Genomic DNA, 23,969 nt, shown 5'->3' on the forward strand with positions numbered 1-23,969 from the left:
AGTCTGGTTTGATCTGGGTAAACATTACAATTACCATTTAATTTTAATTTTAATCTTAATTTAAATTTAAAATGTTTTGGTAATGTTCCGATAGACCGTTAATAAATTTTTTCCGTTGCTATATTCGTATTCAATATGATCCGAAAGTTTTTGTACTAGGTATAAACCCAGTCCACCAACGCTGATTTCATCCGTTTCTACCTCCCTATTTAGTAAGTTGATTTCCAGTAGGGGGTTGAAGGGCTTACCACCATCTTCAAAGCTCATAGATAAGGTTTTATCACTAATTTTAACTCGTAGATCAATAGCTTGGTCATGGCGATTTTCGTAGCCATGTTGAATAATATTCACTAAAACTTCTTCGACGATTAACTGTGCATCTTCAATTAATTCTAATAACAGAGATTCGGACTCTAATATCTCGCTTATACGTTGTTTAACCTGTTCTAATTCTGTTAATTCACTGTTAATTGTGATTATCTGCTCCACTACTTTGATTTCTTGAGAAAATGGATTTGAGGGCAAATACTGAAGGCTAAGAATGGTCATATCATCTGATTGGGGGGCATCGGCGATAAATTGTTGATGAAAGTGTTGTATGGTACGGATGGCTCTGGCTGGATTGGTGGGAGGATGGTTGGTAATTGTGTGGATCAGATATGCTTCTGAAAATAACTCTCCCTGGGGATTCATGGCTTCAGTAATACCATCTGTATATAAAACAATTATATCGTTATTAGTAAGTAAATGTTTGGCTTGGGGAAATACTGCATCATCATATAGTCCCAGAGGGGGTCCAGTTTCCGATTCTAGGAGTTGGACTTGTCCATTTCGGATTAATAATGGGGCATCGTGTCCACCACTAGCGTAGAGTATTGTGCCGTTGTTGAGATTGATGATTCCGCAAAATAAAGTAACGAATAAGCACTCTTCATTATCACGACACAGGGCAAGGTTAACGGAGTCTAATATCTCCGTTGGGTTGATGGTAGTGGGTTTGGCGATGGTGCGAATTAAGGTAATAGTTTGTGCCATGAGTAGGGCTGCGGGTACACCTTTGTCGGCAACATCACCAATAATTATACATAGGCGATCGCTATCTAGGGAAAAAAAGTCATATAAATCGCCACCGACCATGCGGGCTGGTTGGAGTAAAGCAGAAATTTGATAACGTTGATTGGGTAGATGGGAAACGTTAATTTTTGGCAGCATGGTACGCTGGATTTGACTAGCGATCGCTAATTCACTTTCCAGTTTTTGTTTAGCGGCTGTGGTGTGTTGTAGTTTTTCGATGTGGGCTTTGAGGGAATCACGTAATAACCGAAAGGCGATCGCTAATCTGCCAACTTCGTCACGTATAGTTACAGGGGATAATGTTGTATCTAAGTTGCCTGCGGCCATATCTTCCGTACTGCTAATTAAAGCCCGGAGGGGACGGGTAGTGTGACGAGACACCAAGACAATCACTAAAAACATCAAAAGCATATCTTTAGTCATTGATATGGTGATCAACACAAAATATTTGTTTTGTAATGTCTGTAGTTCGGAGTTAGAGAAGAGGATACCCATTTTCCAGGGTAGGGAGGGTAAGGTGGTGGAGATGAGTACGTCTTGGGTAGGTTGATTGGAGTCTAAAGCCTGACTGGATAAAAATGACATTACTTGATCGGGTTTGACGGGACTAACAATCCACTCCCTTGTCGAGAGAGAAATCAAGAAGGGATCTCCTATGTCTGTTTGATTAATCCCATCTTTCAAGTTAGGCTTTTGTCTGATTAAAGGAATTAACCAATCTGAGGATAGTTCAACAGCTACAACGCCAAGGGTTTCTCGACGACGAAAAGGCACGCAGTAAATGATTGAATGGGTTTGACTCCAAAATGGCTGAGTAGTTGTGTTGTTGATGGGACAATGAGTGAGTACGGAATTAAGAGCGATCGCACTCAGATTAGTCTGTTTTTGCTGGCGATTGTAGCTAAATCCCAGGGGTGTGTTCGTTGAATTTGGTAGCCAAGCCACAGCTACAGATTTGATTTGCGATTGTTGCTCGAGCAAATTTTGAACTAAGGGGGGGATAGATTCAAGATATTGATTAGAATCTGGGATTTTTTGGGTGAGTATTTGGGTATTTGTGGAGAGCGATCGCACAATTTCTTCAATTTCTTTTGCTGTTCTGTCAATATGAGACTGAGATAGATGTTTGATCCAAACCATTAAGGTTTTCTGCACCAAAGCACGCATTTGCAAATATGACAGGGAATAAATGACCACAGCAGCGACAGCGCAACCAAATATTAGTCGATGAGTAATGCTTTTAAACCCAAACATTAATTAACTCCTAATATTTAAGCCAAACCCACAAATGTAATCACCATATCAATAAATTTAATCGCCATAAATGGGGCAACCACACCACCTAAACCATAAATAAAGATATTGCGTTGCAAAAGTTGATTAGCTGATAAAGGTCGAAACTGCACACCCTTTAAAGCTACAGGAATTAAAGCCGGAATAATTAAAGCATTGTAAATTAATGCGGCAAGTACCGCCGAATTAACACTGGTTAATTTCATGATATTCAGACTTTCTAAATTAGCTGCCGTAAAAATCACTGGGATAATGGCAAAATATTTAGCAATATCATTGGCAATGGAAAATGTGGTCAATGCCCCGCGAGTAATCAATAATTGTTTACCGATGGTGATAATATCAATGAGTTTTGTCGGGTCAGAGTCCAAATCCACCATGTTCGCTGCTTCTTTGGCCGCTTGAGTTCCCGTATTCATCGCTACACCGACATCAGCCTGGGCTAAAGCCGGAGCATCATTTGTTCCATCCCCAGTCATGGCTACCAGTTTACCTTCTGCCTGTTCTTCTTGAATAACGGTGATTTTATCTTCTGGTGTCGCCTCAGCAATAAAGTCATCAACACCAGCTTCTCTAGCAATTACAGAGGCAGTAATCCGATTATCACCAGTTAACATGACAGTGCGTACTCCCATCCGGCGAATTTGGTCAAAACGTTCACGGATACCGGGTTTCACAATATCTTTGAGATAAATGACACCATAAACTTCTCTATCTAAACAAACGGCTAGGGGTGTACCTCCTTGGCGTGAAACTTGTTCATAAGCGGCATCTAGTTCTGGGGTTTCTCGTCCATTGCGAGAACGGATAAATCCTTTAATGGCTTCAACTGCACCTTTTCGCACCTCCCGTCCACCGGGTAAGCTAGTCCCACTCATGCGGGTTCTGGCGGAAAAATCCACACTGTTAACTAATTTGAGGTCTAAATCAAACTTTGCGCCATATCTCTCGGCTAATCGAATAATAGATTTACCCTCTGGAGTATCGTCAAAAATGCTGGCTGCTAGGGCGACATTGGCGATTTCTGCCATGGAATGGCCATTGATGGGGATGAATTGTTCGGCTAAACGGTTGCCCAGGGTGATGGTTCCTGTTTTATCTAAAACTAGAGTATTGATATCTCCACAGGCTTCTACTGCCCTTCCAGAGGTGGCAATAACGTTAAATTGGGCGACTCGATCCATGCCGGCGATACCGATCGCACTCAATAAACCGCCGATGGTAGTGGGGATCAGGGCTACTAATAGGGCGATGAGGATGGGAACGCTAACTGGGCTGTTGACGTAATAGGCGAAGGACGGCAAGGTGGCAGTGACGAGTATAAACACGACGCTGAGAACTGTTAATAATATTGTTAAGGCGACTTCATTGGGTGTTTTACTGCGTTCTGCCCCTTCTACTAGGGCAATCATCCGATCTATAAAGCCTTTACCCGGATCGGCGGTGATGCGGATAATTAATTCGTCGGAGATGATCCTGGTACCACCTGTGACGGAACTGGCAATATCTGAACCTGATTCTTTCAGGACTGGTGCTGATTCTCCGGTGATTGCTGATTCATCGACGGAAGCCACACCCATAATCACTTCCCCATCGGCGGGGATCATGTCTCCGGCTACTACGTGGACTGTATCCCCTTGTTGGAGGCTGGTAGAGGGGATTTCTGTGATTGTTCCATCGAGGCCGATTTGTTTGGCAATGGTTTCTGATTTGGTCGATCGCAAGGCATCGGCTTGGGCTTTACCTCTACCTTGAGCGATCGCTTCCGCAAAGTTAGCAAACCATACGGTAAAAAATAAAACTACTGTTAATAATCCGTTAAATAGTTGGGGGTTCTTTTGGTTAACTGTCCCAAACAATGGCGGGTAAATAGTGACAGCAAGGGTAGCAATTGTCCCTAGCCACACTAAAAACATCACGGGATTTTTAATTGCATCTCTGGGATTTAGCTTCACAAAAGCATCTCGAATGGCTCTGGTATATAGTCCCTGGGCTTTAATTCGGGATTTTTTGCGTCTTTGGGGACGTTGACGGGTAAATCTATTTCTTGGGGTAGTTACCACTTGATTTATAGGTGACGGGTTACAGTTGACTAGCTTAATAGTTTGATTCTACAGTAGGGGTTTAGCGTCGCTCATTGGTGTCAACTTAGGCTCTAATCGTTGTCCCACAGCCGTTTTACCCCACCCCTTAATCCCCTCCCCTCAAGCTACCGTGTACACACAAGTCTTATCAAGATTAAATCGGCGGTTAGAAACCGCAACTACACAGGCAAAACCCACCTCCGTGGGTTAAAAATAAGTAGTTTTTCTTCAGTCCACGCAGGTGGACTTTGTTTGTGTAGCCGTGATTTCTAATCGCCAGGGCTTGTTTTGGGTAATCAGATCACTTGTGTGTACACCGTAGCTCAAGAGGGGAGGGGAGATTTTGCTGCTTCAAAAAGTCCTGATTTTTTCTAACTTCCCGTAGCTAGTTTTAAACCTTCGGCTATGGGTCCTAATGCTAAAACGGGGAAGAAGGTTAAAATTCCTAAAATTAGGGTTACGCCAGCAGTAATAATGGTAAATAGTACGGTATCGGTTCTGAGCGTTCCACGGGTTTGTGGTACTGTTTGTTTTTTTGACATACTATCAGCTAATAATATAATGGCAATTATCGGAATATAACGCCCTATTAAAATACTGCAACTTGTACTCAAGTTCCACCACTGGCTACTATCTTTTAATCCCTCTAATCCTGATCCATTGTTGGCTGCGGCTGATGCGTATTCATAAACTACTTGGGAAATACCATGAAAGCCAGGGTTACTAATTCCTGATAAAGATATGGGATATGCTAGAGCTACGCCAGCAGGAATTAAAATGGCAATGGGATGAACTAGCAGCACTGCACTGGCTAAAATAATTTCCCGTTTTTCAATTTTCCTGCCAAAAAGTTCCGGGGTACGTCCTACCATTAACCCAGTTACAAAAACTGTTAAAATTAGATAAATGAATAAGTAAGCTGTTCCTGTTCCCTGTCCTCCCCAAATAATTTGCAAAAACATATTAGATAAGGTAGAAAATGTACCTTGGGGCATTAAGGAATCGTGCATTCCGTTCACAGCACCGGACATGGTAGCTGTTGTGGTCACTGCCCATAATGCTGTTTGCGCCCAACCAAATCTTACTTCTTTCCCTTCTAAATTGGGTAGTTCTGCATTGAATAAGTTATTAACTAGAGGATTTCCTTGTAATTCTCCAAAGGCTGTTACCCAAATCATGACAACAAAGATAACGAATACCATCCAAAATAATAACCACGTTTGTTTGAGGTTGTTGAGAAATACGCCATAGGTGTAAATTAAAGATGTGGGAATGGCAAGCATGGCGATAATTTCTAGTAAATTAGACGCACCATTCGGATTTTCAAAGGGATGGGCAGAATTAGCCCCAAAAAAGCCGCCACCGTTTTCTCCTAACATTTTAATGCTTTCAAAGGAAGCAACAGGACCCCTAGCAATATATTGAGTTCCCCCTTCTAGGGTTTGGACTACTAAGGTTTCTCCTAATGTTTGGGGTACACCAGATATAATGAGAGCGATCGCCCCAACAATGGCAAGAGGTAGCAATATCCTTGTAATCGCACGGGTGAAATCAACATAATAATTTCCCAATCTTCTCCCAGTTAATCCCCTAATAAAGGCAATTCCCACTACTAAACCCGTAGCGGCTGAACTAAACATTAAAAAGCCTAAAGCTGCTGTCTGACTAAAATAGCTTAATGTGGTTTCCCCAATGTAGTGCTGTTGATCTGTATTCGTCACAAAGGCAATAGTGGTATGCAGCAATAAATCCCATCTCAATCTACCAAAGCCGTTAGGATTCCAAGGCAGAATTTTCTGAAAATAAATCAGCCCATACACAGAAGCTCCCATAATTACATTAGTGTATAATACCGCCCGGATATACTGCCAACCAGTCATATCTTCTTTTTTGCGAACCCCTGCTAGAATATAAATAATTCGCTCTATCGGGTTCATCACTACATCAAGTATTGTTTTCTCTCCCAAAAAAACATCGGCTATGTATCTTCCGAAAATGGGAGTAATAACAATGACAATAAACAACGTTAACCCAATTTGTAAAAGACCTTGTTCCATATACCCAAATAATTTTAGATTTTAGATTTTTAGAGTGACCCCACAAATAAATTTGTGAGCCGAAAAAGCCTGTAGAGACATTCCGTTGAAACTCTCTACTCCTTCACTAACTCAACAAAGTCCTGAAAATGTTGTCGTTAGGTCAAACGCCATTCACTTCAACCCCGGCTCTCTAACCTCAGCAATTTAAGGTTTTTGATTCTAACTGAACTGTATTGAATTATATTCTATATTTTACATTTTGGGTAAAAGTAATAAAAATATTGAATTAATGTTTTTAAATTATGAATGATCCAAATCTCAAACATTTATGGGGTAAGTTAAATAATACAAAACTGATTCGCTATATCTTGATATTAGCTCTTGCTTGGGGAATATTCCAGATATTCACTTATTTTCAAACGGTAATCATCATTTTTATCTTTGCGGCAATTATAGCCTTTTTACTAAACTATCCAGTGCAGTGGGCTAAAAGATTTTTACCATCTAGTATTGCAGTGATTGTAGTTTTTTTACTCAGCCTACTTATTTTACTAGGATTGATAGCTACTCTAGGTTTTGCTATTTTATCCCAGACCCAAGAACTGCTTGTACAAACTCCCCAATTCATAGATTCCATTGTCCTTATATTAGATAGATTACAAAATATTCTCACTAAGTTAAATCTACAAGTTGATTTTCAAGCCATTGAAGCACAATTACGAAATCGCTTATTAGGATTAATTACAAATGGGTTAATCAGCATTCAAGGTTTATTAACAAACTTAATAGATGTGATTTTGATCGTGGTTGTGGCTTTCTTTATGTTATTAGATGGTAAGAGAATTTGGAACTTTATGTTAAAAATTTTCCCCAGTTCCTCCCGTAATCAAATCACTAACGCAATTCAACAAAACTTTCTAGGCTTTTTCTGGGGACGTTTATTATTATCAATATTTTTTGCTGGTTCGGCCTTTATAGTATTTATAATCTTAAAAGTTCCCTATTCTTTAGTTTTGGCTGCTTTAGCAGGTGTATTTGATTTAATTCCTGGTATTGGTGCAACAATTGGGATCAGTCTTGTGTGCTTAATTCTTTTACCTCAAGGTATTTGGCTGAGTATTAAAGTATTAATTATTTGTATTATCCTCCAGCAAATCGAAGAAAATTTACTCATGCCGCGAATTATGCAAGGCTCAATTAATATGAACCCAGTTTTTATGTTTTTTGCCTTATTAGTAGGAGCAAGATTAGCCGGATTGGTGGGTGTTTTTCTATCAATTCCTATTGCTGGAGTTTTAATTAGTTTATGGGGGGTTGAAGAATTGCATTGACAGAATCTATTAAATAAGGGTTATGAATTTTATCTCTGGTAGGGTGTGGTTCGGCAAGCTCACCAACCACGTCAGACCCGATAGTTGAGCATCTAACACATTTTCTCTATCTGACGCACCGCACTAAATAACGTAAGTTGCTATAGGAATCCTATTTGAGTTTTGAACATACACTTAGGTTGGACATTGCCGAGAATCTGCGGGTTTTGTAAGGCATAGCCCTACCTACAATACTTAGATTTATTTAGAAATCATTTAGGAGTCCTATAGCAGAACTTTTAAGTGTAAAAGAGCAGCTACAAGAAGAAGTTATTTGGGATAAAGCATTTGCCCAATCTCAAGATGTTCTTGCTGAACTTGCAGCAGCATTAGCAAAAGATAAATCAGGCAAAACTTTGGAGTTAGATCGATTAAAATAGAAAAATATCACAATAAACATAAAATGAGCGCAACTTATCAGACCGACTTCAATTTGTGGATAGAAACAACATCCCAACTGTTGCTAGAAAATCGCTGGCAAGAGATTGATAAAGAACATTTAATAGAGGAGATTTCCGACTTAGGCAAAAGTGAAAAGCGAGCAATTTCTAGTCAATTAATTCGCCTATTACTACATTTGCTAAAATGGCAATATCAACCTCAACGACGCTCAGATAGTTGGCTAGATTCTATCACCGATGCTCGTACTCAAATTGAATTAACTATTAAAGATAGTCCTAGTTTGAAAAAATATCCTCAAGAACAACTACAAGAAAGTTATCAAAAAGCACGTTATCAAGCGGCCAAACAAACAGGATTGATAATTAAGGTATTTCCAGAAGAATGTCTTTATTCTTTAGAGTTGGTTTTAGATGAAGATTGGTTGCCAGAATAGAAAATGTTCTATCTACATTATTTTCTTTATAAGTAGGGTTTGCTGAAAAATCTTTTGGTTAAGGCTAGGAGTCAGGAGTCAGGAGTCAGGAGGAAGAATTAGAAGAAGAGAAGAATATACTTGAACTATCACTTAAAATTAAGGCTAAAGGATGAAAATACACTTCATCCTTCACCCTACATCCTTTCTATGAAGTTCTTACAGACCCTGAATAGACCAATCCTCGCTGGATATCCAAAGTCAGAATCGCCCCATCTTTAATCACTTTAGTTGCTTCCTTGACACCAACAATCACCGGAACACCGAGACGTAAACCAATGACTGCGGCATGACTGGTGAGGCTTTCTTCCTCAGTAATAATTCCCCCGGCTTTGCGAATTGCTTCGACAAAATCAACACCTGTGCTGGGTGCAACTAAAATATCTCCAGGGTTAAAGTTACTCGCATCTATGCCACTATGAACTACCCGCGCCCGGCCACTTACCGAACCTTGTCCTAGTCCGATTCCCTGACCTAGCACTGCTGTCACTACCTCAACCTTAATTAAATCTGTTGATCCAGAAACTCCCTGTAGAGTACCTGCGGTCATGACGACTAAATCCCCTTCAGTTAAGAGATTTTTTTCCTGAGCAACATTGATTGCCGCTTGGAATGTCTGACCTGTAGATGGCAATTCTAACACTAACAAGGGTTTTACGCCCCATACCATTTGTAACTGTCGGGCTACGTTGACGTGGGGTGTGACGGCTAAAATTGGCGTTTGGGGACGGAATTTAGACACGTTGCGAGCGGTAGCCCCTGTTTGGGTGAGGGTCATAATTGCTGCTGCACCAAGATTGTGGGCAATTTGACCAACGGCTTGACTAATGGCATTGGGAATAGAACGCCGCTTATCGCGCATCAAACGGGAGTTGGGGTTTAAGCTTTCTTCTTGTTCTATCCGTTCAGCAATACGCGCCATTGTGGCCACGGCTTCTACTGCATAGCTGCCCACAGCAGTTTCGTTAGAGAGCATGACGGCATCTGTACCATCTAAAATGGCATTGGCTACGTCAGACACTTCTGCACGGGTAGGACGGGGGTTACTCACCATGCTGTCTAACATTTGGGTAGCAGTGATGATGGGTATTCCTAAGCGGTTGGCTGTGGCAATGAGTCGCTTTTGGAGGATGGGTACATCTTCTGCTGGCAGTTCTACGCCTAAATCGCCTCTGGCAACCATTACGCCATCACACAAGGTGAGAACTTCTTCCATTTGTTCAATGGCTTCATGCTTTTCTATTTTGGCAATCACAGGGACATTTTTACCTGTGCTGGAAATTAGTTCTTTTATTTCTATGATGTCTTGGGGGTTACGGACAAAGGAAAGTGCTACCCAGTCTACACCTTGGTCTAGACCAAACATCAAATCCTCGCGGTCTTTGTCGGTCATGGCTTTGATTGAGAGGTAAACTCCGGGAAAGTTCACACCTTTATTGTTAGAGAGTTTACCAGCTACGGTGATACGGCAGTGTAAGTCACCTTTTTCGCGGTTGATATCCTCTACTACCATTTCCACTCGTCCGTCGTCGAGGAGAATTTTTGCCCCTACGGGGACTTCTTCGGCTAGGTGATCGTAGGTGACGCAGCTAATTTCCTGGGTTCCTGGTACTGGACGATTCGTTAAGGTGAAGCGATCGCCCTTTGCTAAAATAATTGAACCATTTTCAAACTTACCCAGGCGAATTTTTGGCCCTTGCAAGTCTTGTAAAATCCCCACTGGTTGATTGAGTTCAAAGGCAGTTTGCCGAATTAGGCGAATACTACGTTGATGGTCGGCATGAGTTCCATGGGAAAAGTTGAGCCTCAGCGTCGTTGCACCCGCTTCAATTATGGCCTTCAACATTTCTGGGCTGCTAGTGGCAGGGCCAATGGTAGCAACTATTTTGGTTCGGCGTAGAGAATCTCTTAATTGCATAGGGGCTGAATTTGAGGTCTATCTGGGAAGTAATCTTAATTTAAGTGGTATCTACTTTTCCGTCTCTGCTATATCAATAAACCAAGGGTAAATATACCTTTTGTCCAGAGTGGGCGCAATTTTTCTCTGTTTTTGGCTTTTACAACAGGTTTAGAATAGATGTAAGCAGTCAGAAAGGCGGCTGGGGGATAAATGGGAATCGTACACCAATCTTATCTACATCCTCCCGTTGGGAGAATTTTTTGTTTTTCACAGGGCAGAAAACCCTTACCAAACTTTACAAGATTGCCTGGTAAGCGTAAAGTTCAGTTTGGTGTCTGGGTTTTATCTCTTAACACATCTGCTAACTGCTATATCTTGTCATCCAGAACATTACATAACTTTACTATTCACTAATATTTGTCGTATATTTGTAATATTTGATAAAGAAGGAGTTAACGATGCTTACGTCGGAGGCACAAAAGCCACTGACCATACCAACTAAGGAGCTTTTAGCACCTCCCGGTGATTTTAATCCTACACTACTGCTATTTGTGGTGGTTGTAACAATGTTGGTATTGTCTAACTTTGGTTATTGGCTTTGGGAATGGCCTCATTGGCTTTGCTTTAGCATTAATACTCTGGCTTTGCATTGTTCGGGGACGGTGATTCACGATGCTTGTCACCAATCTGCCCATCGCAACCGTGTGATTAATGCCATGCTCGGACATGGTAGTGCTTTAATTTTGGCTTTTGCTTTTCCTGTATTTACACGGGTACATTTACAGCATCATGGTAATGTTAACCATCCTGAAGATGACCCCGATCATTATGTCTCTACAGGTGGTCCTTTGTGGCTGATTGCCGTGAGATTTTTATACCATGAGGTATTTTTCTTTCAACGCAAATTGTGGCGGAAATATGAACTCTTAGAATGGTTTATTAGCCGCTTAATTGTTGTTGCTATATTTTATGTTTCAGTTCAATATCATTTTTTGGGGTATTTGCTGAATTTTTGGTTTATTCCGGCGTTTTTGGTGGGGATAGCATTGGGGTTATTTTTTGATTATTTACCCCATCGTCCGTTTGTAGAGCGCGATCGCTGGAAAAATGCCCGCGTTTATCCTGGTAAAGTCCTAAATATCCTGATTCTGGGGCAAAATTACCACCTAATTCATCATTTATGGCCTTCGATTCCTTGGTATAATTACCAACCAGCCTACTACATGATGAAGCCTTTGCTAGATGCTAAAGGTAGTCCTCAAACTTCGGGTTTATTGCAGAAAAAGGACTTTTTGGAGTTCTTGTACGATATTTTCCTGGGAATCCGATTTCATCACTGAGTGTTATTCATACTTTTGTTTATGTGTACACCATAGGCTGTTTCGTGGAGGAGACACGATCTATTTCCTTTAACTAAACCAAATTAGCCACAGGGGGAGTGCTAAGAACAATCCGATAAAGGTTAGGGCAATAGTGCTGGCTAATAAATTGCGATCAAGGTCATAGACTTCTGCCAAAATCAGTACAGAAAGCCCTGTGGGTGTACCTGACATTAATACCATGATCAGACGCTGTTCACCTGTGATACCTAAATAGGTTGCGGTTAATCCCACAAACAGGGGAACAATAAACACTTTAACTGTACTGGCAATGGAGGCGATCGCTAAATTCTGCCATTCTTTCATCATTCCTAATCGCAGGCCAACCAACAACAAAGCACAGGCAATGACTACCCAAACGGCTTGTTCTAAACCAGATTCAACTATTGCTGGTAATTCTATAAACTGAGTATTTAAGCCAATAAAAAATGTCCACAAGCTGGGAACGGTGATTAAATCCCATATCTGTCTCCACCACTGGTTTTTAGTTTCTCTTTTACCAAAATAGCTGGCTATTAAAACGGCAATTCCATAAGTACCAACGACGTTGTTGGTAACGCTAAATAATACAGCCCAGTTAGTATTGTCTGGGCTAGTTAGCACTTTGGTGAGTGTTAAACCAACAAAACCCGTATTCCCTAATATTGCAGCTAATATAAAACTACCCAAAGTTGCCCGCATTAACAAGTCTGGGCTTTCTAACGGTTCTTTTTTGGGTTCTATTTTTACATTTATATACCATTGCCAACCCCACCAAGTTAACAAGGCTAAGACCAAACTCAATAACAAAACTCCTACGGATATTGCTGGAATGAGTCCACCATCAGATAAGTCTGTGTGACGGGCTAAAACTAGCAGTTGTAGTGGAACTCCAACCCAGTACAGGCTTTGACCTAACAATTTCAGAAAATTATCTGGGGTAAATCGAGATAATAACAGTCCTAAACCTATCCAGATGAACAGAGGGGTGTAGGCATGGAATAGGTTTTCAATCATAGTGAGAAACTGTCAGAATCAGGATTTCCAAGATTAACAGGGAACAGGGAACAGGGAACAGGGAACAGGGAACAGAAAAACCAGTTGTGTAATTAATTCTGTCTCATTAATTCTGTCTCATTACTTCTGTCTCATTACTTCTGTCTCATTACTTAATTTATCCTTTTCTGGTAGTTAGAACACGTTCCCCATCATGGAAAAATAATTCCCCGTTACGGAAAAATCATTCCCCGTTACGGAAAAATCATTCCCCATCATGGAAGAATCGTTCCTCATCATGGAAGAATCGTTCCTCATCATGGAAGAATCGTTCCTCATCATGGAAGAATCGTTCCCCATCATGGAAAAATCGTTCCTCATCATGGAAAAATCGTTCCTCGTCATAGGAAAATCGTTCCTCATCATGGAAGAATCGTTCCTCGTCATGGAAAAATCTTTTTTCAATGCTTGTGGACTATACCCTGTAGCCTATTGCTGATTTTGCTTTCTTCGGTAATGAGTTTACCATCTTCCATGTGAACGATGCGATCTGCGATATCGAGAATGCGGTGATCGTGAGTAACCATCAAGATAGTGCAACCTTTTTCTTGAGCGAGTTTTTGCATTAAATTGACTACTTCTCGACCTGATTGACTATCTAAAGCTGCGGTGGGTTCATCGGCCAGGAGGATTTGGGGATGACTGACTAAAGCACGAGCGATCGCAACTCGTTGTTTTTGTCCACCAGAAAGTTTGTCAGGATAGTAATATAGGCGATGTCCTAACCCTACTTGTTCTAATATCTGGGTTGAACGGTTGTGGATTTCTGGTAAATTTATATGTTGATGCAGTTCCAAACCCATTTTCACGTTTTGCAGTGCTGTTAAACTTCTATGTAAATTATGGGCTTGAAAAATATATCCATTATGTCTTCGAGTCTGTACTAATTGTTCTGCATTAGTCCCACAAAGTTCTTTTCCCAAAACTTGCAAAGTGCCACTTTGAGCAGAACGCAACCCACCAACTAAGGTTAACAAGGTTGTTTTACCAGAACCAGAGGGACCAGTCATGATAATAATTTCACCAATGTTAATTTCTAAGTTGATATTAAATAAAACTTGTCTACGCAGTTGTCCATTTCCAAAGTAGTGATTGAGATTTTTAATGCTAATAATTGGAAGCATATTAAGTTGGTAATTGGTGATTGGTGATTGGTAATTGGTAATTGGTGATTGGTAATTGGTATACTAAACACGGCTTAATCACTTGATTCTGTGGGTAAGGGTTTAGCAATGCTAAACCCCTACAAATCTGGGTTTTTCGTCATTTTGTAAAAGTCCATGTCTCAACCGTTTTTAGTATAATTGGTGATAAATTAATTATTCCTCCCCTGCTTCCCCTGCTTCCCCTGCCTCCCCTGCCTCCCGCCCCCCTGCCCCCTGCCCCCCTGCCCCCTGCCTCCCCTGCCCTTTTAAAACATATCCGCAGGATCGGCGGCTTGGAGTTTGCGAGTGGCGATCGCTCCCGAAATGGCACACATAATGATCGTTAAAATTAAAACCTGCAATGCCCTAATTAAGGTCATATACACAGGTAAATTTGTGGCTTTTCGGGTTAATTGATAAAGTCCTAAAGATACTGCCATACCAGGAATAAAGCCTAAAATTGCTAAAATTAATGCTTCTTCAAATACCACACTTAATAAATAATAATGACGATATCCAATGGCTTTAAAAGTGGCATATTCCCGAATATGGGTATTTACATCAGTCGAAAGAACCTGATAAACAATAATTACACCTACTATTAATCCCATCGAAACACCCAAACTAAAAATAAACCCAATAGGTGAATTAGCTCTCCAAAATTTATTTTCAAATTCGATAAATTCCTGACGAGTTAACACCTTGACATCATTATTCAAATGTGCATTTAATAATTTTGCTACCTCTTGAGGATCATGACCCGGTTTAACAGTAACCAAACCTAAACTAATATTACTAGATGGTCTTCTAGGAAATAGGCGCAAAAAATTCTGGTCGCTAGTCATCAAACTACCATCCGAAGCAAAAGAAGCACCAACTTTATATAATCCACCAATAGTAATAGTGCGTTGTTCAACTTCCGTCGTGACTACTTTACCTTGATCAATTTGAGCGATCGCTCTTTGATAATCTCCCCGCGCACCACGATCAAACAAAACCGTATCTGGCAATTTAATGATCTGTAATTGTTGATTAACTTCCGGCAAATCAAAAGCAGGTTTATTAGGATTAAACCCAATCACTTGTACCGATGTTTGACGACGAGTTTGAGGATTTTTCCAGATAATATTGTTAACATACATCGCCTCCGCCGATTTTACCCCCGGTATATCCATCGCTTGGTAAAGTCGTCGCCGAGAAAAAGTTGGTGTATTTTGTAAATTACGAGCTTGAGGACTAATTAAAACAATATCCGCCAATAAACTCCGATGCAATCTCGTATTACTATCATATAAAGCTGTCTGAAAACCCAACTGCATAAAAATCAGAACATCGGCAAAAGCAATACCCGACAAAGCCACCAACAAACGACTTCTTTCATGACTTAATTGCAACCATCCCAAAGAAGTTCGCCGTTGCAATTTTTCAAAAATGGCAATCATATTATCTCCAGATCAAGTATTTAAACCCACAAGTATCCTCCTCCGCGCCTCTGCGCCTCTGCGAGAAAAAATTAAACCTGAATCACTACTTTCACCTGCATATTAGTAAAACTAGCCGCCTTTCGACTAGATGCCGAATCAAGCCGAATATGAACCTTAACCACCCGATTATCAATATTACTAATCGGGTCAGTATTAACAACATTTTGCCGACGCACCTGTAAACCAATTCTTTCTACCTTTCCTTGCAATTCCACCGGCAGCACATCACCGGATATACTTACCTTTTGCCCTAATTTAACCTTGCTAATATCACTTTCGTAGACTTCAGCCACAGCGTACATCTGGCTAGTTTGTCCAATATCAGCAATACCATCACCAGAGATCAATTCCCCTGGACGGGTATGAATTTCAAAGACTTGGCCATTTTGAGGGGATGTAACGTAAGCTTGTTGAAGATTAACTACGGCTTTTTTCATCGCTGCTTCAGCACGGCTAACTTCTGCCTTAGCTGCTGTCACATCTACAGGACGAACTTCAGAAATTTGATCCAGGGTAGCACTAGCTTCGTGGAGTTCTTGCTGGCTACTTAATCGGATACGATTTAACTGGGCTTGGGCAACTTGGAGACTTTTTTTAGCAGTTTCTAAAGTTAAGCGTTTACTATCCCGTTGGGAAGCAGAAATTGCCCCCTGTGCAAATAATACCTGATAACGTTCGTCTTCAACTTGAGCATTTAACACTTCTGCTTCTAACTTAGCAACAGTAGCCTTTTGACCCTCAATATCACCTTGACGTTCTGCTGCTAGACGGGCAATAGTAGACTTTTGAGCGATGATTTCCCCACGTTTAGCACCGGCTTGGATACGAGATAGGTTAGCTTGGGCTACTTTCACCTCTTCTTGAGTTTCTTGTAATGCAGCTTGCAAGCGATCGCGATTGTCTAAAATCGCAATTACCTGTCCAGCTTTCACCCAATCTCCCTCCTGTACCAACAACTTTTCTACCCGACTCCCTTCACCAGAACCAGATGCCGATAGTTTAATCACTTCTCCCTGTGGTTCAATCCGTCCCAAAGCCGTAACTGTCTTTAAGTCTGGCATGATCACCACTGGATTTAATGCCTGGTGCGCTGCTTCTCTCAAACGCAATACAGTAATAACACTAACGCTGCCGACAGTGAATGAGGCAATTATAGATATAGCGATCGGCAACCAAAAAAAGGCATGAGAAGACAATGAATCTTGTAGCTTGGGGTTTTGCACAATAGCATACCTTTTGATCGATTCAAAATTTATTTATTGAAAAATGCTAATTTCCTAAACTTATGAGTAAATTCGGCTATAAATTCCTATTTACAAATCCCCTGGCACAAAATACTTTCGCAGGTTTATCGCCGTTGGACTGTAACGTATAACTCTATAAAAATTAAAAATCAAATTTTAAATCCTAAAAACACGAATACACAAAGCATTGAGGCGATTAAATGTCAGGATATGCTTAATTTAAAAGGAGGCAGGAGTCAGGAGTCAGGAGGCAGGAGGCAGGAGGCAGGAGGCAGGAGGCAGGAGGCAGGAGGCAGAAGGCAGAAGGCTCTGTTTCAGCGTCTCACAAAATCAATTTGCTCCCTGTTCCCTGTTACCTGTTACCTGTTCCCTGTTACCTGTTACCTGTTACCTGTTCCCTGTTCCCTGTTCCCTGTTCCCTGTTACCTGTTACCTGTTACCTGTTACCTGTTACCTGTTCCCTGTTCCCTTCTTCCTTACAACAAACCACGTTTACCATTAGGACGCACAGTTAACCAATTAGTCTTTGCTAGTGCTAATTGCTCCTCAGTCACTTTAGCACCAGTGAGATTAGCACCAGACAAATTAGCCCCCCGGAGATTAGCATTATTCAAATAAGCAAAACTGAGATCAGCACCTCTTAAATTTGCTCCTTCTAAATCAGCATGGCTCAAATAAGCTTTTTGTAAATTAGCGTCTTGAAGAATTGCACCAATCAAACTAGCCATACCAAAGTCACAATTGTTAAGTTTAGCCCCCTGAAGGTTGACTTTTTGCAATTGAGCCGCATGGAAATTCGTTCCCGATAAATCAGCACCAGCTAATCTCAACATATTTAAGTTAAATGAAGCAAAATCCCGTCTACCATTAAGATAGGCTGTTAGTAGAGTATGGGCATCTATTTTGCGTTCCTCAGCAGATATATTCTTATTACTGATACTATTAGATATTGATTTCGGTTTGGACTTCTCTGACTGCGTTATTCCAGTTCTCACCCCAGTTATATCTTTGTTTTTAGCCTTTCTAGCCCTAATTGCCGCAGCTTGTTGGGCAAAACTACTATTAGTAGCCGAATAATCAGATAAAATGGCCGAATTATCCTGGTTGTTGTTTGTAGAATCCTTTAGACCACTATTAGATTTAACTAACAATCCCTTACCTAAACTTTCTAAATATGGCTCCATCTCCAGGGCTTGGAGAACTTCTTTTGAAGACTGGTAGCGATTGCGTACTGACACATCCAACATTTGCTTCAAAACTTTGATCAAATGTGGACTCAATTCTACTAGATCCTCCCACAACATCTCACCAGTTTTTGGGTCATAATCTAAGTCGTTAGGCTTTTTACCAGTCAGTAAATAAATACACGTCACTCCCACTGCGTAAATATCACTGGCATAAACTGGACGCATAGCCATTTGTTCTGGAGGTGCAAACCCAGGTGTACCAATGGCATAGGCCGTAAAAGCTGTATGTTCTGACTGACTGCTTGGCGTTTGGCTAACTTTGTCTTTCACCGCACCAAAGTCAATCAACACCATTCTAGCATCTTGAGAACGGCGGATTAAATTAGCTGGTTTAATATCACGATGAATTACTTTTTGCTCATGAATATATTCTAGTAATGGCAATATTTCGGTCAAGAATTGCCTTACAGCTACTTCACTATAGGGTCCTTGTTTTTTTATTTCCTCTTGAATAGTATATCCACTGATGTATTCCTGAACCAAATAAAAGTGTTCATGATCTTCAAAATAATTTAATAGACTCGGAATTTGGGGATGGTTGCCAATCTTACCTAATGTTTTGGCTTCTCTCTCAAATAAATCCCGTGCCATTTGCAATGTTCTCGGGTCTTTTCCGGTAGGACGCAGTTGTTTAATTACACAAGTTGGTTCACCCGGTAAGGTCATATCTTTAGCTAAAAAGGTAGCCCCAAAGCCACCCTGTCCTAATGGTTTAAGTACCCGATAGCGATCGCACAATAATAGCCGAGAGCCACAAGCTTTACAACTTAGGCTAGATTCTGAATTTTCTGGATGGGGACAGGTTGGATTTAAGCAGTAGCTCATGCACTGTCAACTCGCTACACAAAGGAAAATCAATAGAGTTACACTCTCAATTACAATTATTCAGAATAGATTTCGGTTTTACCAGGTCAGTGTTGCTGGAACTTTCTTAAAGATTTTTTAAAGTTATACTGAATATTACCTAGACTACGGACAAGGTATTACTCCTTGTTAGATGCCATTTTCTCTTATTATCCCATTAATTGAAATCTAGCATCATACCATACATAGGATTTATTCAATATTGATCTAGTATACTCATTTGAAAGCAAAAACATATCAATCATTTTTAGAAATTTTGGCTCTACGGTACTTGTTATGCTAAATGGTCGGTAAGAGGGAACAGGGAACAGGGAACAGGAAACAGGGGAAAGAGACAATATTTTGTAATAATGGTTGACTTTAGTAGAACCGAAATTTTTTTGCCTAGTTGGTAAATAGTAAAATTACGCAACTTCATTTTTGATTGTTCTATAAAATCAACTTTATGCTAAACTAATGTGTATATGAACAACTGTTCAAGCATTAAAGGATAAAAATATGACCACCGTAACTCAAATGAAATGTGCCTGTACAAATTGCCTATGCGTTGTTTCAGTAGAGAAAGCTATCAATAAAGACGGAAAATACTACTGTTCTCAAGGCTGTGCCGAAGGTCATCAAACCATCAAAGGTTGTGGACACAATGGTTGTGGGTGTTAAATAGGATTGGTAATGGGTAATGGGTAATGGGTAATGGGTAATGGGTAATGGGTAATGGGTAATGGGTAATAGGGAATGGGGAATGGGGAATGATTTATTGATGACGGTAAACAATAATTTCTCCCCCTGCCTCCCCTGCCCCCTGCCCCCTGCCCCCTGCCCCCTACCCCTAATGCTTACAGACTAGACAATACATCCCTAGCAGCAGCTAAAGTCTGGTCAATATCTTCATCAGTGTGAGCTAGAGAAGTAAACCCAGCTTCAAATTGAGATGGCGCTAAGTAAATACCACGTTCTAACATACCGCGATGGAATCTTCCGAACTTGGCAGTATCACACTTTTTCGCATCTTCGTAATTGTGAACTGGTCCACTGGTGAAGAATAAGCCAAACATGGCACTGATATGACCGCCACAAGCAGCATGACCGGTTTCTTGGGTAATTTGCACCAACCCATCTGCTAACTTTTTAGTAATTTTTTCTAAGTAATCATAAGTACCTGGTTTTTGCAACAATTCCAGAGTCTTAATCCCGGCTGTCATAGCCAGAGGATTACCAGAAAGAGTTCCAGCTTGGTACACACTACCAGCAGGGGCAACCATTGACATGATATCGCGACGACCACCGTAAGCGCCTACTGGCAAACCACCACCGATAATTTTACCGAGAGTTGTTAAATCGGGGGTAATGCCAAACTTTTCTTGAGCGCCACCGTAGGCAATACGGAAGCCAGTCATTACTTCATCAAATACTAATAATGCACCATGCTCATGGGTAAGCTCTCGTAAACCTTCTAAAAACCCAACATCAGGGGTAATAAACCCAGCATTACCAACAACTGGTTCAAGAATGACACCAGCAATTTCGTCACGGTTTTCTTCAAATAAGGCTTTGACCGCTTCCAAATCGTTGAAGGGGGCGGTGAGAGTAGTGCTAGTTGCCGCCTTGGGAACTCCTGGGGAGTCGGGTAAACCTAGAGTCGCTACACCAGAACCAGCTTTAACCAGGAACATATCAGCGTGTCCGTGATAGCAGCCTTCAAACTTGATTAGTTTATCGCGTCCAGTAAAGGCTCTCATCAACCGGAGTACGGCCATACAAGCTTCTGTTCCAGAATTGACAAATCTGACCATTTCAATGCTAGGAACAGCATCAATTACCATTTCTGCCAAAACATTTTCTAGTACACAGGGAGCGCCAAAGCTAGTTCCTTTTTCTAAAGCTGTATGTAGTGCGGTGATCACTTCTGGATGAGCATGACCGCAAATAGCAGGTCCCCAAGTTCCAACATAGTCGATGTATTGATTACCGTCTACATCCCAAATATAAGCGCCGTTAACGCGGTCAAAAACGATGGGTTGACCACCGACAGACTTAAATGCACGAACTGGGGAACTGACTCCTCCAGGCATCAAGTTTTGGGCAGCAGTAAAAATTTCTTGTGATTTTGTGGTTTTTATTGTAGTGTTTACCAAGGTTCCCTCCCATATATTTGGGGAATAAAGAAAGCTTCTCTATCTTAGGATAGGGTGAAATACTGTCCAAAATTCCTATTCTATAGAATTAACTGAACCAACAAAGATAACAATAACAATATGTTATACAAGTCTAATCAAGAGTTGCCTTTAGATATTCAAGCTAGTTTATCTAAAGATGAGCAGGATCTTTACCGAGCGGCTTATAATTCGGCAATTCATTGGTATGGAGAACCAGATAAAGCTCACCATGTTGGGTTAAGTGCTGTTAAGATGCAGTATAGTACGAGCATTTCTGTGTTGGAAAAAGAGTTAAATTCAGCCATCTAACATCTAAATTGACAACTAATCACCAGCCGCTCTATTGAGAATGGTATCCTAAATTGATCAATCATTCTTATTAGAGCAAATTACTGGTATGTCTTCTCCCAATCTACCTTCTCTAAAATTCGCCATCCCTGTTGAGAAAGTCCGCTACGATGACAAGGGGTTAGTACCGGCCATTATCCAAGACTTTTTGGATGGAACGGTGTTGATGATGGCGTGGATGAATCAGGATTCCTTATTAAAGACTTTAGAAACTGGAGAAACTTGGTTTTGGAGTCGTTCTCGTCAGGAGTTATGGCATAAGGGGGCGACTTCTGGGCATATTCAAAAGGTGGAGAGCATTCGTTATGACTGTGATAGCGATGCTTTGTTGATTGGGGTGGAGCAAATAGGAGATATTGCTTGCCATACTGGGGAACGTAGTTGTTTCCATCAAGTAGAAGAGAAAATTGTGCCGCCACCGGGGGATATGCTATCCCAGTTGTTTCAAATAGTATGCGATCGCCGTGACCATCCCAATGAAGATTCTTATACCTGTAAGCTATTGGCGGGTGGGGATAACAAGATTTTGAAAAAGATTGGCGAAGAAAGTGCCGAGGTGGTTATGGCCTGTAAGGATGATGATCCTGATGCGATCGCTGGTGAAGTCGCAGACCTATTCTATCATACCCTCGTTGCCTTAGCCTACCATCAAGTTGATCTAAAATCAGTTTATCGCCATCTGCATAAACGCCGCCAGTGAATTTTTGTAATTCTTATCATTAACTGCTATTTTCCTCACTCATTCCACAGAGTTTCCACAGGACTATGGCAGTTTTCCACAGATGATCTACGACCCAATCGGCTCTTGCTGCTTTGTTGGGGATTTCCCGTTTTCCTCTCTACTGACCTTTGATAACTGAGTTTTCATAAAGTTATGTAACAAAAACATGACTCAAAGCCTGATTATTGCGTGAGCATTTATTCTTTTTAAAAAAATTGTTAACATTTCGCAGCATTGACAAACCCCTCCCCTGATAGCACAATAAGGCGGCTTACCTTTTAATTGATCTGAATAGAGGAAAAATTTTATGCGCGGAACAGTTAATATTTCGACGGAAGTTCCCGAAACGCTGCAAGAATCTTTAGAAAGCTATTTAGCAACCCATCCTGACTGGGACCAAAACCGGGTTTTAAAGGCGGCGTTATCACTATTTTTGCTACAAAATGGAGATAGCGATCGCCGTGCGGCTCGTGTTTATCTAGAAACTTTGTTCGAGCATTGCTAGATCACAGTAACCTGACCAGTTTTTTGACAATCCCCGGATTTAAAAAACGGGGATGCTGGAGGAGTTCAATTCTGAACTCTCAACAGCTGTTCCCTGTTCCTGGTCGGTGAGCGGAGCCGTAAAGCCTAAAGGCATAGCTGACGCTTACCGCGAAGCGTGGCGTTAGCCATACCGCTGTTCCCTCTCTCAACGAATGAATTTAATTTTGTCCGACTACTTACGATGATGGAGAGTCTGACTGTTGGGGATGAGTAGGACATTCAAATTTGTAACCTACACCACGCACAGTTTGAATTAATATTGGTTGACTAGCATCAACTTCTATTTTCTTGCGAATTTGACCAATATGGACATCTACGACCCGCTGATCACCGACATATTCATAGTCCCACACCTCTTGGATTAGTTCGGCCCGTCGCCAAACTTTACCTGGATGACTTGCTAAAAAATGCAACAGGTCAAATTCTAAGGCTGTTAAAGGTATGGGTTGATCATTAAGCGTTATTTCCCGACGTACTGGATCAATCATCAGCTTTTCAAAGACTAGACGTTTTTGTTCAGCAGTTGTTACAACCCGTTGTCTCCTCAAAATTGCAGCCACTCTGACTTCTAGTTCACCTAGACCAAATGGTTTGGTGAGATAGTCGTCAGCACCTTTAGAAAAACCACGAATCTTATCAGTTTCGTCTGTACGGCTTGTCAGCATGAGGACAAAAACGCCGTTACGACTTTGCATATCTTGACAAAGGTTAAAGCCGATGACATCTGGCAAGTTCACATCTAGAATTACCAAGTCTGGGTTAAATTGCTCAAAGATAGCTAAGGCTGTTTTGCCATCTTCAGCAGCTTCTACTTGATAGTTCTGTTTAATCAAAAAGCGTTGAATTAAATTGCGAACCGCAGGGTCGTCATCAACTACAAGTATCTTGGCAGGAGCCATGACCATCACTTTACACAAAATTTTTGATGATTAACACGAGAACTGCGTATAAACGCAGGGTTCACTGTGGGCAGTAATTAAGAATTTACAAGGCTACCGTGTGATTATCCTGATTATTCTCAACAAACTCAAACAAACTATAATCACAATAGTTAATTAGTAAAAGAGATAATGTTGTTTTTACTAACTTACCACTTTACTGTATCTACTAAATAAGTATTCTCACCTTAGTCAAGGCTGTTTGTCAAATAGAACACTTTATATTTT

18 protein-coding genes are annotated in these 23,969 nt (G+C 40.9%); 7 read left to right on the top strand and 11 right to left on the bottom strand.

The window, feature by feature from the left end:
• Positions 1–66: 66 nt before the first annotated feature.
• From VB711_RS14915 to kdpA, 3 genes are all read right to left on the bottom strand, one after another.
• On the bottom strand, positions 67–2,328 hold the full coding sequence (locus tag VB711_RS14915; RefSeq protein WP_323286902.1) for a SpoIIE family protein phosphatase: 2,262 nt from the start codon (positions 2,326–2,328) through the stop codon (positions 67–69).
• A 17-nt stretch (positions 2,329–2,345) separates the two neighbouring features.
• Entirely contained in the window at positions 2,346–4,439 is a 2,094-nt protein-coding gene (gene kdpB / locus VB711_RS14920; RefSeq protein ID WP_323286956.1) for a potassium-transporting ATPase subunit KdpB, read from the bottom strand.
• Between the two features lie 383 nt (positions 4,440–4,822).
• The gene (kdpA, locus tag VB711_RS14925) at positions 4,823–6,508 is read right to left on the bottom strand and encodes a potassium-transporting ATPase subunit KdpA (RefSeq protein ID WP_323286903.1); all 1,686 of its coding nucleotides are present in this window, start codon (positions 6,506–6,508) and stop codon (positions 4,823–4,825) included.
• 284 nt (positions 6,509–6,792) lie between these two features.
• Between kdpA and VB711_RS14930 the strand changes: the two genes are divergently transcribed.
• Positions 6,793–7,821, top strand: a complete 1,029-nt coding sequence (locus tag VB711_RS14930) for an AI-2E family transporter (RefSeq protein ID WP_323286904.1) — start codon at positions 6,793–6,795, stop codon at positions 7,819–7,821.
• A gap of 442 nt (positions 7,822–8,263) precedes the next feature.
• A complete protein-coding gene (locus VB711_RS14935; RefSeq protein ID WP_323286905.1) occupies positions 8,264–8,695 on the top strand; it encodes a DUF29 domain-containing protein in 432 nt (143 codons plus the stop codon).
• Between the two features lie 187 nt (positions 8,696–8,882).
• Here VB711_RS14935 and pyk read toward each other — a convergent pair whose 3' ends face one another.
• Positions 8,883–10,652, bottom strand: a complete 1,770-nt coding sequence (gene pyk, locus VB711_RS14940; RefSeq protein ID WP_323286906.1) for a pyruvate kinase — start codon at positions 10,650–10,652, stop codon at positions 8,883–8,885.
• A gap of 440 nt (positions 10,653–11,092) precedes the next feature.
• Between pyk and crtR the strand changes: the two genes are divergently transcribed.
• The gene (gene crtR / locus VB711_RS14945) at positions 11,093–11,974 is read left to right on the top strand and encodes a beta-carotene hydroxylase (RefSeq protein ID WP_323286907.1); all 882 of its coding nucleotides are present in this window, start codon (positions 11,093–11,095) and stop codon (positions 11,972–11,974) included.
• Positions 11,975–12,043: 69 nt separating this feature from the next.
• Here the strand turns inward: crtR and VB711_RS14950 are convergent, their stop codons facing one another.
• From VB711_RS14950 to VB711_RS14970, 5 genes are all read right to left on the bottom strand, one after another.
• Positions 12,044–13,009 (bottom strand): AEC family transporter, encoded by a 966-nt coding sequence (locus VB711_RS14950; RefSeq protein WP_323286908.1) that lies wholly within the window; start codon positions 13,007–13,009, stop codon positions 12,044–12,046.
• Positions 13,010–13,449: 440 nt separating this feature from the next.
• The gene (locus VB711_RS14955) at positions 13,450–14,172 is read right to left on the bottom strand and encodes a DevA family ABC transporter ATP-binding protein (protein ID WP_323286909.1); all 723 of its coding nucleotides are present in this window, start codon (positions 14,170–14,172) and stop codon (positions 13,450–13,452) included.
• A gap of 287 nt (positions 14,173–14,459) precedes the next feature.
• Positions 14,460–15,635, bottom strand: a complete 1,176-nt coding sequence (gene devC / locus VB711_RS14960; protein WP_323286910.1) for an ABC transporter permease DevC — start codon at positions 15,633–15,635, stop codon at positions 14,460–14,462.
• Between the two features lie 71 nt (positions 15,636–15,706).
• The gene (locus VB711_RS14965) at positions 15,707–16,900 is read right to left on the bottom strand and encodes an ABC exporter membrane fusion protein (RefSeq protein WP_323286911.1); all 1,194 of its coding nucleotides are present in this window, start codon (positions 16,898–16,900) and stop codon (positions 15,707–15,709) included.
• A gap of 497 nt (positions 16,901–17,397) precedes the next feature.
• Complete coding sequence (locus VB711_RS14970) at positions 17,398–18,993, bottom strand: serine/threonine-protein kinase (protein ID WP_323286912.1); 1,596 nt, start codon at positions 18,991–18,993, stop codon at positions 17,398–17,400.
• Between the two features lie 537 nt (positions 18,994–19,530).
• Here VB711_RS14970 and VB711_RS14975 point away from each other — a divergent pair.
• Positions 19,531–19,692: a metallothionein gene (locus tag VB711_RS14975; RefSeq protein ID WP_323286913.1), complete on the top strand. Its 162-nt coding sequence runs from the start codon at positions 19,531–19,533 to the stop codon at positions 19,690–19,692.
• A gap of 176 nt (positions 19,693–19,868) precedes the next feature.
• Here VB711_RS14975 and hemL read toward each other — a convergent pair whose 3' ends face one another.
• Complete coding sequence (hemL, locus tag VB711_RS14980; RefSeq protein WP_323286914.1) at positions 19,869–21,167, bottom strand: glutamate-1-semialdehyde 2,1-aminomutase; 1,299 nt, start codon at positions 21,165–21,167, stop codon at positions 19,869–19,871.
• A 120-nt stretch (positions 21,168–21,287) separates the two neighbouring features.
• Between hemL and VB711_RS14985 the strand changes: the two genes are divergently transcribed.
• The 3 genes from VB711_RS14985 (at position 21,288) to VB711_RS14995 (ending at position 22,762) form a co-directional block, all read left to right on the top strand.
• Positions 21,288–21,497, top strand: coding sequence for a ChaB family protein (locus VB711_RS14985; protein ID WP_323286915.1), 210 nt, complete (start codon positions 21,288–21,290; stop codon positions 21,495–21,497).
• A gap of 88 nt (positions 21,498–21,585) precedes the next feature.
• On the top strand, positions 21,586–22,236 hold the full coding sequence (gene hisIE, locus VB711_RS14990) for a bifunctional phosphoribosyl-AMP cyclohydrolase/phosphoribosyl-ATP diphosphatase HisIE (RefSeq protein ID WP_323286917.1): 651 nt from the start codon (positions 21,586–21,588) through the stop codon (positions 22,234–22,236).
• Positions 22,237–22,564: 328 nt separating this feature from the next.
• A complete protein-coding gene (locus tag VB711_RS14995) occupies positions 22,565–22,762 on the top strand; it encodes a DUF2811 domain-containing protein (protein WP_323286918.1) in 198 nt (65 codons plus the stop codon).
• Between the two features lie 217 nt (positions 22,763–22,979).
• On the opposite strand, the gene VB711_RS15000 is transcribed toward VB711_RS14995, so the two are convergent.
• On the bottom strand, positions 22,980–23,702 hold the full coding sequence (locus VB711_RS15000) for a response regulator transcription factor (RefSeq protein ID WP_323286919.1): 723 nt from the start codon (positions 23,700–23,702) through the stop codon (positions 22,980–22,982).
• Positions 23,703–23,969: the final 267 nt, after the last annotated feature.

The organism is Cronbergia sp. UHCC 0137, assembly GCF_034932285.1.
Lineage (GTDB): Bacteria > Cyanobacteriota > Cyanobacteriia > Cyanobacteriales > Nostocaceae > Cronbergia.

Coding starts and splice junctions, on each gene's coding strand:
- VB711_RS14915 (WP_323286902.1), bottom strand. CDS start 2,328: ATGTTTGGGTTTAAAAGCATTACTCATCGACTAATATTTGGTTGCGCT.
- kdpA (WP_323286903.1), bottom strand. CDS start 6,508: ATGGAACAAGGTCTTTTACAAATTGGGTTAACGTTGTTTATTGTCATT.
- VB711_RS14930 (WP_323286904.1), top strand. CDS start 6,793: ATGAATGATCCAAATCTCAAACATTTATGGGGTAAGTTAAATAATACA.
- VB711_RS14935 (WP_323286905.1), top strand. CDS start 8,264: ATGAGCGCAACTTATCAGACCGACTTCAATTTGTGGATAGAAACAACA.
- pyk (WP_323286906.1), bottom strand. CDS start 10,652: ATGCAATTAAGAGATTCTCTACGCCGAACCAAAATAGTTGCTACCATT.
- crtR (WP_323286907.1), top strand. CDS start 11,093: ATGCTTACGTCGGAGGCACAAAAGCCACTGACCATACCAACTAAGGAG.
- VB711_RS14950 (WP_323286908.1), bottom strand. CDS start 13,009: ATGATTGAAAACCTATTCCATGCCTACACCCCTCTGTTCATCTGGATA.
- VB711_RS14955 (WP_323286909.1), bottom strand. CDS start 14,172: ATGCTTCCAATTATTAGCATTAAAAATCTCAATCACTACTTTGGAAAT.
- devC (WP_323286910.1), bottom strand. CDS start 15,635: ATGATTGCCATTTTTGAAAAATTGCAACGGCGAACTTCTTTGGGATGG.
- VB711_RS14970 (WP_323286912.1), bottom strand. CDS start 18,993: ATGAGCTACTGCTTAAATCCAACCTGTCCCCATCCAGAAAATTCAGAA.
- VB711_RS14975 (WP_323286913.1), top strand. CDS start 19,531: ATGACCACCGTAACTCAAATGAAATGTGCCTGTACAAATTGCCTATGC.
- VB711_RS14985 (WP_323286915.1), top strand. CDS start 21,288: ATGTTATACAAGTCTAATCAAGAGTTGCCTTTAGATATTCAAGCTAGT.
- hisIE (WP_323286917.1), top strand. CDS start 21,586: ATGTCTTCTCCCAATCTACCTTCTCTAAAATTCGCCATCCCTGTTGAG.
- VB711_RS14995 (WP_323286918.1), top strand. CDS start 22,565: ATGCGCGGAACAGTTAATATTTCGACGGAAGTTCCCGAAACGCTGCAA.
- VB711_RS15000 (WP_323286919.1), bottom strand. CDS start 23,702: ATGGCTCCTGCCAAGATACTTGTAGTTGATGACGACCCTGCGGTTCGC.